This is a genomic window from Afipia sp. GW822-FHT04G07 (assembly GCF_058800765.1).
The window spans coordinates 2187197-2203330 of sequence record NZ_JBXAMP010000001.1 but is presented as its reverse complement, the minus strand read 5'-3'; the positions used below and the strand labels follow the sequence as shown (position 1 = coordinate 2203330).

The following is a 16134-nucleotide window of genomic DNA, read 5'->3' as shown; positions in this document are numbered from 1 at the left end:
GCGTATCTAAATCGCGTTAACGAGATGTTGCTGACGCGTTCACTGGCCGATGAAGCGGGCGAGGTCGACTGCCTTCATCCATTCGGTGTCCGGGTAGACGATCAGCGCGCCCAGGGCGAGCGCGATGCCGTAGGGAATTCCGCTTTGCCGGTCGTGCAGGCGTTGCAGCCATTGCTGGGAACCGAGCATGTAGGGCAGAGGCCATTGCCGGAATTCAAGCAGCAGCAGGGTCAGCGCGCCGCCGAACAGAGACGCATAGACCAGAAAGTTCATCAGGTGCTCGAAGCCGAACCACAGCGCCGCCGTCGCGGCGATCTTGGCGTCGCCGCCCCCGACCCATCCCATGGCGAAGCACCCGAAGGCGACCACCAGAACGGCGATGCCGGCGCCCGCGTGCAGCGCGATGCTCTGCATCGGCATGCCGCCGAATGCCGCCAGCACGAAGAAGCCGGCCAGCAGCAGCAAGGAGACCCGGTTCGAAATCGTCATGGTGAGAAGATCGCTTGCCGCGGCAAACGCGATCAGTGCGGGGAACAGGAAAAGCCGGGCAAGATCGAGGATCATGGCGTGTCGGAGGCCATTGGATGTTCAGGGCAATGAGCGGTCAGGGGCAGACTAGCGCTCACAAATGAACAATCGTGAAACGAAGCCCCGGCAGTTTCTGCGATCCGGAACAGGATTGTCAGCGTTGCGAGGATCAGCGCCGCGCAAACCGTCATTGTTATGTCGCGCCGGGAACGGGCCGGGCGCGGCAGGATTGCATGGGGGTGTCTGCGGGCATCGGAGGGCTGCATTCGCAATTCAACTCAACTTGCATCGATCGCGTAAAGGTAGTCGACGAACAAAAAGGGCTTCGGTCTCCCGAAGCCCTTTGTGTCCGTAAGAACGCGGTCGCTTAGTTGGTGAGCGACGAAGTGATCTTGGTGAAGGTGCCCGAGAGCTTGGTGCCCGTGCCATTGACTGCCGCGATGACAGCAAGGGCGATGCCCGAAGCGATCAGGCCGTATTCAATAGCGGTGGCGCCGGATTCGTCCTTGACGAAACGAGCAATGAGCTTGGTCATCAGTAACTCCATTTGTACACGTGGCTGCAGAACTCTGGTCGTTGCGGGGCGGAAACCACCGTGACCATGGTGTCAACGTAAGGGCCAGGAATTGCAGCGCAGTTAATTCGATTGCGGAAAGACCGGGGTATCCGGCTCTTCTTGCGAACGGTAAATGCTGATTTAACGGCATCGCGTAAAGGCGATGACCTCGATCGAGCCGTTGTTTCAAGCGCGTTTCCGGATGGCGCTGGCGCCGCGGACGCGTTCCGTTTGCAGTTCATTCATCAATTAACGTCAGATTTGCCATGTCGGGCGCCGGCACCGTTGCGTATCGTTTTTGCCGGCTTGTAGACGTCCCGGAGTAGAGTATGTCCAATGTTTCGCGTCGTTACGCGCGCGGGTCCGTCGCGTTGCGGGTTCTCGTGGCTGGATTCCTGATGTGTCCGGTGGTGACGCTCGCCGGAACCGGCGAAGGTCCGGTCGAGGTGGTTGTGGACCAGGCCAAGGTCGTCAAGCTGCCGGAGAAGGTCGCCACGATCGTGGTCGGAAACCCCTTGATCGCCGATGTGACCCTCCAGCCCGGCGGCATGGTGGTGGTCACCGGCAAGGGCTACGGCTCGACGAACATGATCGCCATGGATCGCGCCGGCGCCATTCTGACCGACCGCTCCATCCAGGTCGAAGGCCCGAGCGACAAGCTGGTGACGGTCTTCCGCGGCCTCCAACGTGAATCCTACAGCTGTACGCCGGCCTGCCAGCGGCGCGTCACGCTGGGTGACGGACAAGACTATTTCACGCAGACGCTGGGCCAGACCGGCAATCTGATCGGGCAGGCCAGCGCCGCCGGATCCAAGCCCTGATGTGAAGCATCGGCGCGGAATGAGTCGGTTAACAATCCGTTAATCCCGCGCCGCATGTTGTTTTGATCCGGCGCAAGCATTCAACAATCTCTGTCGGCTATTCTCGGCGGTAGTTATTTCCGCTGCATCACAAGGATAGTCCGATGCGCTCGCCTGCGACATCGCTGACCGCGCTCAACAAGACGCTCCGCCGGTTTCGCCGCAACCGGCACGGCTCCGCCGCCGTCGAGTTTGCGTTTATCGCTCCGATATTCTTTGCGTTGCTGTTCGCCATTATCGAAACCGCGCTGATGTTTTTCGCGGCCCAGGTTCTGGAAACCGGAACGCAGGATGCGGCGCGCCTGATGCTGACGAACCAGGCTCAGGGCGCAAACATGACGCAGGCGCAGTTTCAGCAAAATCTGTGCGACCGCATCAAGTCGCTGTTCACGTGTGACAGCAACCCTGCCGGTCCGCTTGTCGTGTCCGTGAGGGCGTATCCGGCGAATACGCTTATTCCGGCCGCCGACCTTGCCGCCCCGATCAACGGCGGAAATTTTGTCAACACGTCCGTCTATCAGATGCCGAAATCCGGCGAGACCGTCCTGATCCGTGCGTTCTATCAGTGGCCGCTGTACGTCACCCAGCTCGGCTACAACATCGCGAACATCGGAGCCAACACGTCCAACGCCAAGCGCCTGCTGGCGGCTACAACTGCATTCCGCGTCGAACCGAATGGCTCATGAGATGACTGGGACATCAAAGATCATGCTTCGCGGCCGCAGGCTCGCAACTCGCTTCGCGCGGGACGCGCGTGGTCTGGCCGCGGTCGAATTCGCCTTCATTCTGCCGCTGATGCTGACGCTGATATTCGGTACGATCGAAGTGTCGAGCGGCGTGGCGATCGACCGCAAGGTGACGCTGGTTGCGCGGTCGTTGTCCGATCTCGTCTCGCAAGGGACGCAAGTGACGCAAACCGAGCTCACAAACTTCTTCGGGTTGGGCAGCGCCATCATGTCGCCCTATCCCGTGACGGCGACGACCATGACGCAGAAGGTGTCGGCGATCAGCATCGATGCCTCGAAGGTGGCGAAGGTGGTCTGGAGTTACAGAGGCGTCGTTGCCGGAAGTTCAATCACCGTGACGAAGGAATATGCGAAGGATACGGTCATCACCACCATTCCGCCCGGACTTCTGGTTGCGAACACGCAGCTGATCTGGAGCGAGGTGACGTATACCTATATCCCGATCATCGGCTTCGTGATGAAGGGGGGATTTCCCCTGAGCGACGAGTGCTTCACGCGCCCGCGTCAATCCGAAACGGTTATAGGCCCGACGAGCTGAATAGTTGTCAAAACTGGCGAGAAATAAAAAAGGCCGTGCGAACCGCACGGCCTTTTCATTTTGGTCTACGGCTGGAATTCCGCGGCGGAAGCTGCGGAGCTTCCGTTAGCCAGCGGCGCGCAGATTGTCGGCCGACGACTTGCCCGAACGGCGATCAGCGACGATTTCGTAGGAAATCTTCTGGCCTTCGCGCAGCGTTCCCAGACCAGCGCGCTCGACGGCGCTGATGTGAACGAACACGTCATTTCCGCCGTCATCCGGCTGAATGAATCCGAAACCCTTAGTCGCGTTGAACCACTTCACAGTTCCCATGCTCACGCAGGTAGTCCTTCTCAAGATAGTTATAGTCGTAGCCCACGTTCAAATGGGCTGGTGAGATCGAAATTTGGATGAGGTCGTCAGCGTCTAAACCGGCTGTACCGGTGGATAGCTAGGTCGTCCGGCCGAAGATCGATCTGTGGATATTAGGCGAAATACGCGTTCAAAACAATCCTGCCATGCGCGGATTTTTGGGTCCGCGTGACAGGGCTCCAAAACCGGAATCGCGCACGGCTTGTGCCGTGCGCAATCTGTCGGTCGCGCGGAGCGTCGCCGTTACCTGCGGCGGAACTGCCCGCGCGGAGGAGTGCCGCGGGGCGGGCCGCCACCCGGACGTTCGTCCTTGTGGCGGAAAATCAGACGACCCTTCTCAAGATCGTAAGGCGACATTTCGATGGTCACCCGGTCGCCCGCCAGTGTCTTGATGCGGTTCTTCTTCATCTTCCCGGCAGTGTAGGCGACGATTTCGTGTCCGGCATCGAGCTGGACGCGATAGCGCGCATCGGGAAGAATTTCGGTCACCAGTCCTTCGAACTGGATCAGCTCTTCTTTGGCCATAAAGTCTCCAAGTCCTCTAATCGGTACTTATGAAATCAGGTTACGAGCGTTGCGGGCGCTGATTGCGCCGGGGCTGGTTCTGCGCCGGGCGGCTTTCCCGGTGCAGGAAGGCGACCCCCTGAATACCCTCGCTCTTGGCATTTTGCGATGGCCGAGATTGCTCATGGCGGCCGGCTTCGTGACGGTCGGACTGCGGCATCCCGCCGTTCGGACGGCGGCGTCGGCGCGGACCCTGCGATCCGGGCGCGGCATCGTTGGAACGCGGCGTCTGTCCATGCGGACGGCCACCACCGCGATGCTGTGACGGGGCAGGAGCGGGGGCTGCCGTGCGCTGACCGCCCGGTGTGCGGCGATCTTCCTTCGGCAGCGTGATTTTGATCAGTCTTTCGATATCGCGCAGATAGCTGAGTTCCTCACCGCCGGCCACCAGCGAAATCGCCGTGCCTTCGGCGCCGGCGCGCGCGGTGCGGCCGATGCGGTGGACATAGCTTTCGGGAATGTTCGGCAGGTCGAAATTGAACACGTGGGTGATGCCGTCGACATCGATGCCGCGTGCGGCAATGTCGGTGGCGATCAGGGTGCGGATCTCGCCGGTGCGGAACGCCGCGAGCACGCGCTCGCGGTGGTTCTGCGACTTGTTGCCGTGAATGGCGTCGGCGGGAATGCCTGCGCGGGCGAGGCCTTTCACGACCTTGTCGGCGCCGTGCTTGGTGCGTGTGAACACCAGCGCGCGGTTGACCGGCTCGGACTTGAGCAACTGCGCCAGAATGGCGGGCTTGGCCGCGTGATCGACCTGGATGATGCGCTGGGCGATGCGTTCCACCGTGGACGCCACCGGCGTGACGGCGACGCGGGCCGGATTGTGCAGCATCTGTTCGGCGAGGTCGGCGATGTCCTTCGGCATGGTCGCCGAGAAGAACAGGGTCTGGCGCTTGACCGGCATCTTGGCGACGATTTTGCGGATGTCGTTGATGAAGCCCATGTCGAGCATACGGTCGGCTTCGTCGAGGACGAGAAATTCGACCTGATTGAGCTTCAGGGCATTGCCCTGGACCATGTCGAGCAGACGGCCCGGTGTCGCCACCATGACGTCGACGCCCTGCATGACGGAGCGGACCTGACGGCCCATCGGGACGCCGCCGATCGCCAGCGCCGAGGTCAGCTTCACGTGCCGTCCGTAGGCGTTGAAGCTCTCGAGGATCTGGCCGGAGAGTTCGCGGGTGGGGCTCAGCACCAGCACGCGGCAGGTCTTGGGCTGCGGCTTGATGCGGTTTTCCAGCAGGCGATGCAGGATCGGGAGCGCGAAGGACGCGGTCTTGCCGGTGCCGGTTTGCGCGATGCCGATCACGTCTCGGCCGGTGATCGCGATGGGAATGGTTTGAGCCTGGATGGGGGTGGGCGTGACGTAATTTTCTTCTTTAAGTGCACGCGAGATTGGATCGGCGAGACCGAAATCCTGAAAGGAGGTCAAAAGGGTATCTTTCTATGAGCCATGGCGCGCGCCCGACAGGGATGTCAGGTGCGGGCGGGTGTCTGAGACACCCGCGTGTCTGGGGCGTCGGTTTTGGTTAGCTGAAGGGGCAAGCCAGAAACCGTAAACGGGATCAGAACACGCGGCTCGCAAAGACCTGATGATTCTCAAGGTCGTGGCGCTCATATGGAACAAGAACGCGGCGCTTTCAAGGTAAAACCTGCGGATCTGGTTTCCAGACGAAGTTTGATGGTCCTGAGACCTATGGTTCCGGCAGCGTCTACTGCTTTAATTTTAGACAGCGTTACAAATGTGCTTATAAAATATGCAGTTGCAAAAAACAATGCCAGTCTCGCAGCTCAGAAAATAAGCAGCCGCCACAAGTCGTGTCTCTGGAAATTGTTTTCCCTTTATATGTCAATTGCTTAGTGAAATCTGCGCAATGGCATAGTTCTTGCGATTCCCTTAACGCCGCCGGCCGATGGCCGTCGTACAGCGTTTCACGTCTGCGTCAGGGAGATGACATCGCATGACACCGCATTTCAATACCGCTGCAATTGCGCCGTTCAGCCGCCGAAAATGGCTGGCTGCGACCGCGGGCCTTTTTCTGGGCCTCGCTACGTTTGGTCAGGCTCAGGCCCAGGACACCATCAAGGTCGGCGTTCTTCATTCGCTGTCCGGAACCATGGCCATCAGCGAAACGACGCTGAAGGATACGATCCTGTTCCTCATCGACGAGCAGAACAAGAAGGGCGGCGTTCTCGGCAAGAAGCTCGAGGCCGTCGTTGTCGATCCTGCCTCCAACTGGCCGCTGTTCGCGGAAAAGGCCCGCGAACTGATCACCAAGGACAAGGTCTCGGTGGTTTTCGGCTGCTGGACCTCGGTGTCGCGCAAGTCCGTGCTGCCGGTGTTCAAGGAGCTGAACTCGATCCTGTTCTATCCGGTGCAGTACGAAGGCGAAGAGAGCGAGCGTAACGTGTTCTACACGGGTGCTGCGCCGAACCAGCAGGCAATTCCTGCGGTCGATTATCTCGCCAAGGAAGAAAAGGTGCAGCGCTGGGTTCTGGCCGGCACCGACTACGTCTATCCGCGCACCACCAACAAGATCCTTGAAGCCTACCTGAAGTCGAAGGGCGTCAAGGCCGAAGACATCATGATCAACTACACGCCGTTCGGTCACTCGGATTGGCAGACGATCGTGGCCGACATCAAGAAGTTCGGTTCGGCCGGCAAGAAGACGGCGGTGGTTTCGACCATCAACGGCGACGCCAACGTGCCGTTCTACAAGGAACTCGGCAATCAGGGCATCAAGGCGACCGACATTCCGGTTGTCGCGTTCTCGGTCGGCGAAGAAGAACTCGCCGGCATCGATACCAAGCCGCTGCTCGGCCATCTTGCCGCCTGGAATTACTTCCAGTCGATCAAGACGCCGGAGAACGAGGCTTTCATCAAGTCCTGGCAGGCCTACACCAAGAATCCGAAGCGTGTGACCAACGATCCGATGGAAGCGCATGTGATCGGCTTCGACATGTGGGTGAAGGCTGTCGAGAAGGCCGGTGCGGTTGACGCCGACAAGGTGATCGACGCGCTCCCGGGCATCAAGGCGAAGAACCTCACTGGCGGCGTGTCGGAAATGCTTCCGAACCATCACATCACCAAGCCTGTGTTCATCGGCGAAATCAAAGGCGATGGCCAGTTCGACGTGGTGTGGAAGACCCCCGGTCTCGTGGCTGGCGATGCATGGTCGAAGGAGCTTGATGGCTCCAAGGACCTGATTGGCGATTGGGTCGGCAAGAAGTGCGGCAACTTCAACACCAAGACCAACAAGTGCGGCGGTCAGGGTTCCTGATCTGAGGTTTGAGTTGAGCGTCATTGCGAGGAGTTCTTGCGACGAAGCAATCCAATCCTTTGCGTTCTTATGGATTGCTTCGCTTCGCTCGCAATGACGACTTCCTGGAGTTTGTAACAACTATGAAGGCGGCGGCAGTCGCCGCCTTCCTCTTGCCTCTGCCGGGGTTGTCAGGTGTTTTCCATTTTTCTCAATCGCTGCCGGGCGTCGATCCTCGCGCTGGCGCTCGTGATCGTCTCGGGCGTGCCGGTGCTGGCCGGTCCCTTTGAAGACGCCGTTGCGCAATTCGCCAACGATTCATTTTCTGATACCGAAGCCGCCGTCGGCGCGCTTGCGACCAGCGGCAATCCGCTGGCTTTCTCCATCATCGATGCGCTCAAGGACGGCCGCCTGCTGGCCGATCCGCAGGGCAAGAAGGTGTTCGTCAAGGACAAGGGCGGCAAGATCACCGACGCTGCGACCGGCGCTGCCGTCGCCGATGCGCCCGCGAACACGACCGTCGTTCGTCTCAACAACCGCCTGCGCCGGACCGTGGACGCTGCGCTCGGCGGGCTGACGCTGCTCTCGCCGGATCCGGCGACCCGTATTCAGGCCGCGCAGTCCGTGTTCAAGACCCATGACCTTGCATTCCTGCCGGTGATCGAAGGCGCGTTGCAGAAGGAAACCAACGCCGGCGCGAAGCGGGCGTTTTCCGAGGCCAAGGCGTCGATCATGCTGTTCGATCCCAAGGCGTCGGAGGCCGACAAGCTCGACGCCATCTCGGTTATTCGCGAACGCGGCGATCAGGACGCGCTGGCGATCCTGACCGGGCTGCCTGCGGATCAGTCGCCCGCGCTGGCGCGCACCGCTGCCGCAGGCATCAATTCGATTCAGCGAACGCTCTCGATATGGGCCACCGCGCAGAACGCCTGGTATGGCCTGTCGCTCGGATCAGTGCTGCTGCTCGCTGCCATCGGTCTGGCGATTACCTTCGGCGTGATGGGCGTCATCAACATGGCGCACGGCGAAATGGTGATGATCGGTGCATACGTCACCTTCGTCGTGCAGGAGACGATCCGCACCAGCTATCCGGGCCTGTTCGACTATTCGCTGCTGATCGCGGTGCCGCTGGCGTTTCTGGTGGCGGGGATCATCGGCGTCATCATCGAGCGAACCATCATCCGTTTTCTCTACGGCCGCCCGCTGGAGACCCTGCTCGCGACATGGGGCCTCTCGCTGGTGCTGCAGCAGGCGGTGCGCACGATGTTCGGCCCGACCAATCGCGAGGTCGGTAATCCGTCATGGATGAGCGGCGCGTTCGAGATCGGCCAGATGACGATCACCTACAACCGGCTCTGGATCGTGGTGTTCACCATCGCGGTGTTCTTCATCCTGCTCGGCATGCTGCGCTTCACAAGTCTTGGATTGGAGATGCGCGCAGTCACCCAAAACCGCCGCATGGCGGCCTCCATGGGCATCGCGACCTCGCGCGTCGACGCGCTGACCTTCGGCCTCGGCTCCGGTATTGCCGGGATCGCCGGCGTGGCGTTGTCACAGATCGACAATGTTAGTCCCAACCTCGGCCAGAGCTACATCATCGACTCGTTCATGGTGGTGGTGTTCGGCGGCGTCGGAAATCTCTGGGGCACGCTGGTCGGCGCGCTGACACTCGGCATGGCTAACAAGTTTCTTGAGCCGGTGGCGGGCGCGGTGCTCGGCAAGATCGCCATTCTGGTGCTGATCATTCTGTTCATCCAGAAACGGCCGCGCGGCCTGTTCGCCCTCAAGGGCCGGTCGGTGGAAGCATGACGCCGTATTTTCTCACCCGCTCGCTCAACAAGAGCGCGACGATCTTTCTGCTGATCGTCGCGGCGGTCGGCGTTCTGGTGCCGCTATCCAATCTGCTGTTGCCGGAGAATTCGCCGTTTCAGGTGCCGACCTATCTGATGGCGCTGTTCGGCAAATATCTCTGCTACGCCATCCTAGCGCTCTCGATCGATCTGATATGGGGCTATTGCGGCATTCTCTCGCTCGGCCACGGCGCGTTCTTCGCGCTCGGCGGCTATGCGATGGGCATGTATCTGATGCGGCAGATCGGCTCGCGCGGCGTTTACGGCAACCCGGTGCTGCCGGACTTCATGGTGTTCCTGAACTACAAGGCGCTGCCGTGGTACTGGTACGGCTTCGACATGTTCTGGTTCGCGGTGCTGATGGTGCTGGTGGTGCCGGGACTGCTCGCGTTCTGCTTCGGCTGGCTCGCGTTCCGCTCGCGCGTCACCGGCGTGTATCTGTCGATCATCACGCAGGCGATGACTTATGCCTTGTTGTTGGCGTTCTTCCGCAACGACTTCGGCTTCGGCGGCAACAACGGCCTGACCGATTTCAAGGACATCCTCGGCTTCAATGTGCAGGCGCAGGGGACGCGCGCAGTGCTGTTCATCCTGTCATGCATGGCGCTGGTCGCCGCGTTTCTGATCTGCCGTGCCATCGTCACTTCCAAACTCGGCAAGGTGCTGATCGCCATTCGCGATGCTGAATCCCGCACGCGCTTTCTCGGGTACCGCGTCGAGAACTACAAACTGTTCGTGTTCACGCTGTCTGCCTGCATGGCCGGTGTCGCCGGCGCGCTGTACGTGCCTCAAGTGGGGATCATCAATCCCGGCGAGTTCGCGCCGGGCAACTCCATCGAAGCCGTGATCTGGGTCGCGGTCGGCGGACGCGGCACGCTCATTGGCGCGGCGCTCGGCGCCATCGTCGTCAACTACGCAAAGACCGTGTTCACGTCCGGCGCGCTCGCGCCGTACTGGCTCTTCATGCTGGGTGCATTGTTCATTCTGGTGACGCTGCTGCTGCCGAAAGGCATCGTCGGCACCGTCAAGGACTGGTGGGGCAAGCGGCAGGACCGGATTGACGCGAACGCGGCAAGCGCCGCGGCGGAAGACGGTGTGACCGAGCAAGGTCTGCCTAAACCACGTCTGGCGGAGTAGGCACATGAACGTCATGGACACCCGCGCCACATCGGCCATGCTCTATCTCGACGGCGTGCACGTCTCGTTCGATGGCTTTCACGCCATCAACAACCTGTCGCTGGTGATCGCACCGGGCGAAATGCGCGCCATCATCGGTCCCAACGGCGCCGGCAAGACCACGATGATGGACATCATCACCGGCAAGACCAAGCCGGACGAGGGCGACGTGCTGTTCGACGGCAAGGTCGATCTGACGCGGCTGGATGAAACCCAGATCGCCGAACTCGGCATCGGCCGGAAATTCCAGAAGCCGACGGTGTTCGACAGCCAGACCATCGAGGACAATCTGCTGCTGGCGCTGAACGTCGATCACCGTGTGCGCGGCACGCTGTTCTGGCGCGAGACGCCGGACGAAAGCGAGCGGATCGACCGCGTGCTGGAAACCATTCGTTTGACGGACTCGCGCGACCGGCTCGCTGGAGCTTTGTCCCACGGGCAGAAGCAATGGCTCGAAATCGGGATGCTGCTCGCGCAGGACCCCAAACTGCTTCTGGTCGATGAGCCGGTGGCGGGCATGACTGATGTGGAAACGCATCAGACCGCCGAACTGCTGAAAGAGATCAACAAGGAAAAGACTGTGGTGGTCGTCGAACACGACATGACCTTCGTGCGCGAGCTTGGCGTGCGGGTAACGTGTCTGCACGAAGGCTCGGTTCTCGCGGAAGGCACGCTCGATCAGGTGTCGTCCAATGAGCGCGTCATCGAAGTCTACTTAGGACGCTGAAATGCTCGATGTGAAAAACATCACCCTCTACTACGGCGCGGCGCAGGCGCTGCGCGGCGTGTCGCTGGTTGCGGAGCCCGGCAAGGTGACGTGCGTGCTGGGCCGCAACGGCGTGGGCAAGACCAGTTTGTTGCGCGCCATGGTCGGGCAATATCCGATCAAGGACGGCTCGATCACCTTCGACGGCGCGGACATTTCAGGCCTCCGGCCCTACGAGCGCGCCCGCAAGGGCATGTCGTTCGTGCCGCAGGGCCGCGAGATTTTTCCGCTGCTGACGGTGGAGGAAAATCTCAAGACCGGTTTCGCGCCGCTCAAGCGCAACGACCGCATCATTCCGGATGATGTGTTTTCGTTGTTTCCCGTGTTGCAGACCATGCTGGGGCGGCGCGGCGGCGATCTCTCCGGCGGGCAACAGCAGCAACTGGCCATCGGCCGTGCGCTGGTGATGCGGCCGAAGCTGCTGCTGCTCGACGAGCCGACCGAAGGCATCCAGCCGTCCATCATCAAGGACATCGGTCGCGCCATCTCATATCTGCGCAGCCTCGGCACCATCGCCATCGTGCTGGTCGAACAATATCTCGACTTTGCCTGCGAGCTCGGCGACAATTTTGCCGTCATGGATCGCGGCGCGGTCAAGTTCACCTGCGACCGCAGCAACCTCGACCCCGCCGAGATCAGCCGCCAGATGGCGCTCTGAGGCGGACTGACCTGAACTGACGTGAGCCGGGGCGAATGCAGAACGGGATCAACTCCTCAGCGGCGGACACCTTCGCGGCCAACCGGGCGGTTGGCGCGGTGACGTTCGACGTGCATCTGAAGGACGGCGCGACGCGGCGGCGTGAGCTGCATGAATCCGGCTCGTTGCGCGTCCGCTTTCCGTCGCCGGAACAGCAGGGCCTCTCCGCGGTGTTCGTCAACACCGCGGGCGGCATCGCGGGCGGCGACCGTTTTGATATCGACATCGCCGCTGGCGAGGGCGCGCATTTGACCGTGACCACGGCGGCGGCGGAAAAGATTTACCGCTCCCATGGGCCGGACGCCCAGGTAAACATCGCGCTGCGCGCGGGCGCTGACGCGCGGCTTTGCTGGCTGCCGCAGGAAACCATCCTGTTCGATCAGGCCCGCGTGTCGCGGAAGATTGATATTGATCTGGCGCAGGGCGCGTCGCTGCTGTTGTGCGAGATCGTGGTATTCGGACGCGCGGCGATGGGCGAGGTCATGGCACGCGGATCTTTCACCGACCGCTGGCGCATGAAGATCGGCGGCAAGCTCGCCTTCGCAGAAACCGTGCGGCTCGACGGCGACATCGCCGCCAAGCTCGCCAGCCGCGCTGTCGCAAATGGCGGCGTCGCCATCGGCACGGCACTGGTGGTTCCGGGCGATGAGTCCATGGTCACGCGCATCCGCGAGGCGTCTGGTGCATTCGGCGCTGAGGTCGGCGTCTCGGCATGGAACGGGTTTGCAATGGCGCGTTTCTGCGCACAAGATACCGCGCGGCTCCGCGCCGATATGATGAAAGTGCTGGGATGTGCGAGCCCTTCGGGCTTGCCAAGACTCTGGCTTAATTAAATGGGCTCTGGCTCAATCAGAATGCTCTTGCTCAAATTCGCTCAGTTGAACCGGATATTGCACGCATGAATTTGTCTCCCCGCGAAAAGGACAAGCTCCTCGTTTCCATGGCGGCGATTGTTGCCCGGCGCCGTCTTGAGCGCGGCGTCAAGCTCAACCATCCTGAAGCCATCGCAATCATTTCGGATTTCATCATCGAAGGCGCGCGCGACGGGCGCACCGTCGCGGAATTGATGAAAGCCGGCGCGGAAGTCATTACGCGCGAGCAGTGCATGGACGGCATCGCGGAGATGATCCACGACATTCAGGTCGAGGCGACGTTTCCGGACGGGACGAAACTTGTCACCGTTCACGAACCCATTCGGTGAGGATGCAACATGATCCCCGGTGAACTCTTCATCAAGGACGGCGACATCGAACTCAACGCCAAGCGCAAGACCGCGACGCTGACGGTGGCGAACACCGGCGACCGGCCCATTCAGGTCGGCTCGCACTATCATTTTTTCGAGACCAATCCGGCGCTGAAGTTCGACCGCAAGAAGGCGCGCGGGATGCGGCTCGACATTGCGGCCGGCACCGCCGTGCGTTTCGAGCCGGGACAGACGCGTGAGGTCAATCTCGTCGCGCTGGCCGGCAAACGGGTGGTTTACGGATTTCGTGGCGATGTGAGCGGGAAGCTGTGATGCAGACATATATCGGTGGCTGCCAATGCGGCAAGGTCCGCTATGAAATGACCGGTGAGATTGGCGATGTCATCGCATGCAATTGCTCGCGCTGCGGCAAGCTGGGAACGCTACTGACATTCGTTCCAGCGGAGAATTTCAAGCTGTTGTCGGGCGATGACGCGACGACAGAATACAAATTCAACAAGGGCGTCATTCGGCATCGCTTTTGTGCGACCTGCGGCGTCGAGTCGTTCGCCAATGGCAAGGCGCCGAACGGGGCCGAGATGGTCGCGGTCAATGTGCGCTGTCTCGACGATGTCGATCTTGATTCGCTGAGCGTGAAAAAATTCGACGGCAAGAGCTACTGAAAGAACGATCACCGAAAGATTGATTATGGCCACCAGAATTTCTCGTTCCGTCTATGCAGCCATGTTCGGCCCGACCACGGGCGACCGCGTGCGCCTTGCTGACACCGACCTGATCATCGAGGTCGAGAAGGATTTCACGACCTACGGCGAGGAGGTGAAATTCGGCGGCGGCAAGGTGATCCGCGACGGCATGGGCCAGTCGCAGGTGACGAACAGACAGGGCGCGGCCGACACCGTGATCACCAACGCGCTGATCGTGGATCACTGGGGTATCGTCAAGGCCGACGTTGCGATCAAGGAAGGCATGATCTCCGCGATCGGCAAGGCCGGAAATCCCGACATTCAGCCGGGCGTCACGATCATCATCGGCCCCGGCACCGACATCATCGCGGGCGAAGGCAAGATTCTCACCGCCGGCGGCTTCGACAGCCACATCCATTTCATCTGCCCGCAGCAAATCGAACACGCTCTGATGTCCGGCGTCACGTCGATGCTCGGCGGCGGCACCGGCCCGTCGCACGGCACGTTCGCGACCACCTGCACGCCGGGTCCGTGGCACATCGCGCGCATGATCCAGTCGTTCGATGCGTTCCCGGTCAATCTCGGCATTTCCGGTAAGGGCAACGCGTCGCGTCCGGCGCCGCTGGTGGAAATGATCAAGGCCGGCGCCTGCGCGCTCAAGCTGCACGAGGATTGGGGCACCACGCCCGCCGCCATCGATAACTGTCTGTCTGTCGCCGACGACTACGACATCCAGGTGATGCTGCATTCCGATACGCTGAACGAGTCGGGCTTCGTCGAGGACACCATCAAGGCCTTCAAGGGCCGCACCATCCACGCCTTCCACACCGAAGGCGCGGGCGGCGGCCATGCGCCGGACATCATCAAGGTCGCGGGCCTCAAGAACGTGCTGCCGTCGTCGACCAATCCGACGCGGCCGTTCACGCGCAACACCATCGACGAGCATCTCGACATGCTGATGGTGTGCCACCATCTTGATCCGTCGATCGCGGAAGATCTCGCGTTCGCCGAAAGCCGCATCCGCAAGGAAACCATCGCGGCGGAAGACATTCTTCACGATCTCGGCGCGCTCTCGATGATCTCGTCGGATTCGCAGGCGATGGGGCGGCTGGGCGAAGTCATCATCCGCACCTGGCAGACCGCCGACAAGATGAAGAAGCAGCGCGGTTCGCTGCCGGAGGACAAGGGCAAGGACAACGACAACTTCCGCGTCAAACGCTACATTGCGAAGTACACGATCAACCCGGCTATCGCGCATGGCGTCTCGAAGCTGATCGGTTCCGTGGAAAAGGGCAAGATGGCCGACCTCGTGCTGTGGTCGCCGGCGTTCTTCGGCGTGAAGCCTGATCTGATCGTCAAGGGTGGCTCGATTGTCGCAGCGCCCATGGGCGATCCGAATGCCTCGATCCCGACGCCGCAGCCGGTGCATTACCAGCCGATGTTCGCCGCCTTCGGAAAAGCGCTGACGGCGTCCTCGGTGGTGTTCTCGTCGAAGGCCGCGGTGGCTTCGGGGCTGGCGAAGAAGCTCGGCATCGACAAGAAGCTCTATGCTGTTTCAAACACCCGCGACCGCATCTCGAAAAAGAGCATGATCCACAACGGCGCGACGCCGAACATTGAGGTCGATCCCGAAACTTACGAGGTGCGCGCCGACGGCGAATTGCTGACCTGCGCACCGGCCGAGGTGCTGCCCATGGCGCAGCGCTATTTCATGTACTAGGGTCCCGGCACCAATAAGAAAGCCGGGAGGATGCCTTGATTTACGTTGTTGCGACTTTGACCATCAAGCCAGAGATGCGCGCAGAGCTGATCGCTGCTGCGAAAGCCTGCATCGCGGAGACCCGCAAGGAAGCCGGAAACATCGCCTACGACCTGCACGAGAGCGTGACCGATCCCACCAAGCTGGTGTTCGTCGAGCAGTGGGACAATGCCGACGCGCTGGTGCCGCATCGCAAGGCCGAGCACATGAAGACGTTCGGACGTGTTGTCGTGAATTGCCTGACCGCGCCGCCGAAGATCGAAGTCATCACGCCAGCCAGTGTGGATGTCCGATGATCTATGTCGTCGCCACCACGAAGGTGAAGCCGGAAGGCCGCGAGGCCTTCATCGCCGGCGCGAAAGTCTGCATCGCCGAGACTCACAAGGAGAAGGGCTGCATCTCCTATGAGCTTCATTCCAGCGTGAACGATCCGAATACCCTGGTGTTCGTCGAACGCTGGGAGACGCGGGACGATCTCACCGCCCATAGCCGCGCGCCGCACCTGAAGGCGTGGCGTGAGTTGTCGGCGCCGCTCAAGGTCTCGCCGACCGAGATCGAGATCATCAGCGGCGGCGAAGTCCAGAAACTATGAAAGC

General features: G+C 61.1%; 20 protein-coding genes. 15 read left to right on the top strand and 5 right to left on the bottom strand.

What is annotated here, in order from left to right; genetic code table 11:
- Positions 1–39: 39 nt before the first annotated feature.
- The gene (locus AC1RKJ_RS10865) at positions 40–564 is read right to left on the bottom strand and encodes an A24 family peptidase (RefSeq protein ID WP_492790972.1); all 525 of its coding nucleotides are present in this window, start codon (positions 562–564) and stop codon (positions 40–42) included.
- Positions 565–895: 331 nt separating this feature from the next.
- Positions 896–1063: a Flp family type IVb pilin gene (locus AC1RKJ_RS10860; RefSeq protein ID WP_492790971.1), complete on the bottom strand. Its 168-nt coding sequence runs from the start codon at positions 1061–1063 to the stop codon at positions 896–898.
- A 350-nt stretch (positions 1064–1413) separates the two neighbouring features.
- Here AC1RKJ_RS10860 and AC1RKJ_RS10855 point away from each other — a divergent pair, with 350 nt between their 5' ends.
- The 3 genes from AC1RKJ_RS10855 to AC1RKJ_RS10845 all read left to right on the top strand — a co-directional run bounded on the left by AC1RKJ_RS10855 (position 1414) and on the right by AC1RKJ_RS10845 (position 3228).
- Positions 1414–1905 carry a pilus assembly protein N-terminal domain-containing protein gene (locus tag AC1RKJ_RS10855; protein ID WP_492790970.1) on the top strand — a complete coding sequence of 164 codons (492 nt, stop codon included), beginning with the start codon at positions 1414–1416 and terminating at the stop codon, positions 1903–1905.
- Positions 1906–2048: 143 nt separating this feature from the next.
- Positions 2049–2630, top strand: a complete 582-nt coding sequence (locus AC1RKJ_RS10850; RefSeq protein ID WP_492790969.1) for a TadE/TadG family type IV pilus assembly protein — start codon at positions 2049–2051, stop codon at positions 2628–2630.
- A gap of 1 nt (position 2631) precedes the next feature.
- Positions 2632–3228: a TadE/TadG family type IV pilus assembly protein gene (locus tag AC1RKJ_RS10845; RefSeq protein WP_492790968.1), complete on the top strand. Its 597-nt coding sequence runs from the start codon at positions 2632–2634 to the stop codon at positions 3226–3228.
- A gap of 105 nt (positions 3229–3333) precedes the next feature.
- Here AC1RKJ_RS10845 and AC1RKJ_RS10840 read toward each other — a convergent pair whose 3' ends face one another.
- The 3 genes from AC1RKJ_RS10840 to AC1RKJ_RS10830 all read right to left on the bottom strand — a co-directional run bounded on the left by AC1RKJ_RS10840 (position 3334) and on the right by AC1RKJ_RS10830 (position 5575).
- Positions 3334–3546, bottom strand: a complete 213-nt coding sequence (locus AC1RKJ_RS10840) for a cold-shock protein (protein WP_011474122.1) — start codon at positions 3544–3546, stop codon at positions 3334–3336.
- A 276-nt stretch (positions 3547–3822) separates the two neighbouring features.
- The gene (infA, locus tag AC1RKJ_RS10835) at positions 3823–4104 is read right to left on the bottom strand and encodes a translation initiation factor IF-1 (protein WP_492790967.1); all 282 of its coding nucleotides are present in this window, start codon (positions 4102–4104) and stop codon (positions 3823–3825) included.
- A 40-nt stretch (positions 4105–4144) separates the two neighbouring features.
- Positions 4145–5575 carry a DEAD/DEAH box helicase gene (locus AC1RKJ_RS10830; RefSeq protein WP_492790966.1) on the bottom strand — a complete coding sequence of 477 codons (1431 nt, stop codon included), beginning with the start codon at positions 5573–5575 and terminating at the stop codon, positions 4145–4147.
- A gap of 529 nt (positions 5576–6104) precedes the next feature.
- Here AC1RKJ_RS10830 and urtA point away from each other — a divergent pair.
- The 12 genes from urtA to AC1RKJ_RS10770 all read left to right on the top strand — a co-directional run bounded on the left by urtA (position 6105) and on the right by AC1RKJ_RS10770 (position 16130).
- Entirely contained in the window at positions 6105–7424 is a 1320-nt protein-coding gene (urtA, locus tag AC1RKJ_RS10825; protein ID WP_492790965.1) for an urea ABC transporter substrate-binding protein, read from the top strand.
- A 174-nt stretch (positions 7425–7598) separates the two neighbouring features.
- Complete coding sequence (gene urtB / locus AC1RKJ_RS10820) at positions 7599–9212, top strand: urea ABC transporter permease subunit UrtB (protein WP_492790964.1); 1614 nt, start codon at positions 7599–7601, stop codon at positions 9210–9212.
- On the top strand, positions 9209–10390 hold the full coding sequence (urtC, locus tag AC1RKJ_RS10815) for an urea ABC transporter permease subunit UrtC (protein WP_492790963.1): 1182 nt from the start codon (positions 9209–9211) through the stop codon (positions 10388–10390). Before urtB ends, urtC begins: the two co-directional genes overlap by 4 nt.
- 4 nt (positions 10391–10394) lie before the next feature.
- The gene (urtD, locus tag AC1RKJ_RS10810; protein WP_492790961.1) at positions 10395–11156 is read left to right on the top strand and encodes an urea ABC transporter ATP-binding protein UrtD; all 762 of its coding nucleotides are present in this window, start codon (positions 10395–10397) and stop codon (positions 11154–11156) included.
- A gap of 1 nt (position 11157) precedes the next feature.
- On the top strand, positions 11158–11853 hold the full coding sequence (urtE, locus tag AC1RKJ_RS10805) for an urea ABC transporter ATP-binding subunit UrtE (protein WP_492790960.1): 696 nt from the start codon (positions 11158–11160) through the stop codon (positions 11851–11853).
- Between the two features lie 35 nt (positions 11854–11888).
- Positions 11889–12725 carry an urease accessory protein UreD gene (locus AC1RKJ_RS10800; protein ID WP_492790958.1) on the top strand — a complete coding sequence of 279 codons (837 nt, stop codon included), beginning with the start codon at positions 11889–11891 and terminating at the stop codon, positions 12723–12725.
- A gap of 65 nt (positions 12726–12790) precedes the next feature.
- A complete protein-coding gene (locus AC1RKJ_RS10795) occupies positions 12791–13093 on the top strand; it encodes an urease subunit gamma (RefSeq protein ID WP_024576934.1) in 303 nt (100 codons plus the stop codon).
- Positions 13094–13102: 9 nt separating this feature from the next.
- On the top strand, positions 13103–13408 hold the full coding sequence (locus AC1RKJ_RS10790; protein ID WP_492790957.1) for an urease subunit beta: 306 nt from the start codon (positions 13103–13105) through the stop codon (positions 13406–13408).
- Entirely contained in the window at positions 13405–13758 is a 354-nt protein-coding gene (locus AC1RKJ_RS10785) for a GFA family protein (RefSeq protein WP_492790956.1), read from the top strand. The genes AC1RKJ_RS10790 and AC1RKJ_RS10785 overlap by 4 nt, the downstream gene beginning before the upstream one ends.
- A 25-nt stretch (positions 13759–13783) precedes the next feature.
- The gene (gene ureC, locus AC1RKJ_RS10780) at positions 13784–15499 is read left to right on the top strand and encodes an urease subunit alpha (RefSeq protein WP_492790955.1); all 1716 of its coding nucleotides are present in this window, start codon (positions 13784–13786) and stop codon (positions 15497–15499) included.
- 35 nt (positions 15500–15534) lie between these two features.
- The gene (locus tag AC1RKJ_RS10775; protein WP_492790953.1) at positions 15535–15834 is read left to right on the top strand and encodes a putative quinol monooxygenase; all 300 of its coding nucleotides are present in this window, start codon (positions 15535–15537) and stop codon (positions 15832–15834) included.
- Positions 15831–16130 (top strand): putative quinol monooxygenase, encoded by a 300-nt coding sequence (locus tag AC1RKJ_RS10770; RefSeq protein WP_492790951.1) that lies wholly within the window; start codon positions 15831–15833, stop codon positions 16128–16130. Before AC1RKJ_RS10775 ends, AC1RKJ_RS10770 begins: the two co-directional genes overlap by 4 nt.
- Positions 16131–16134: the final 4 nt, after the last annotated feature.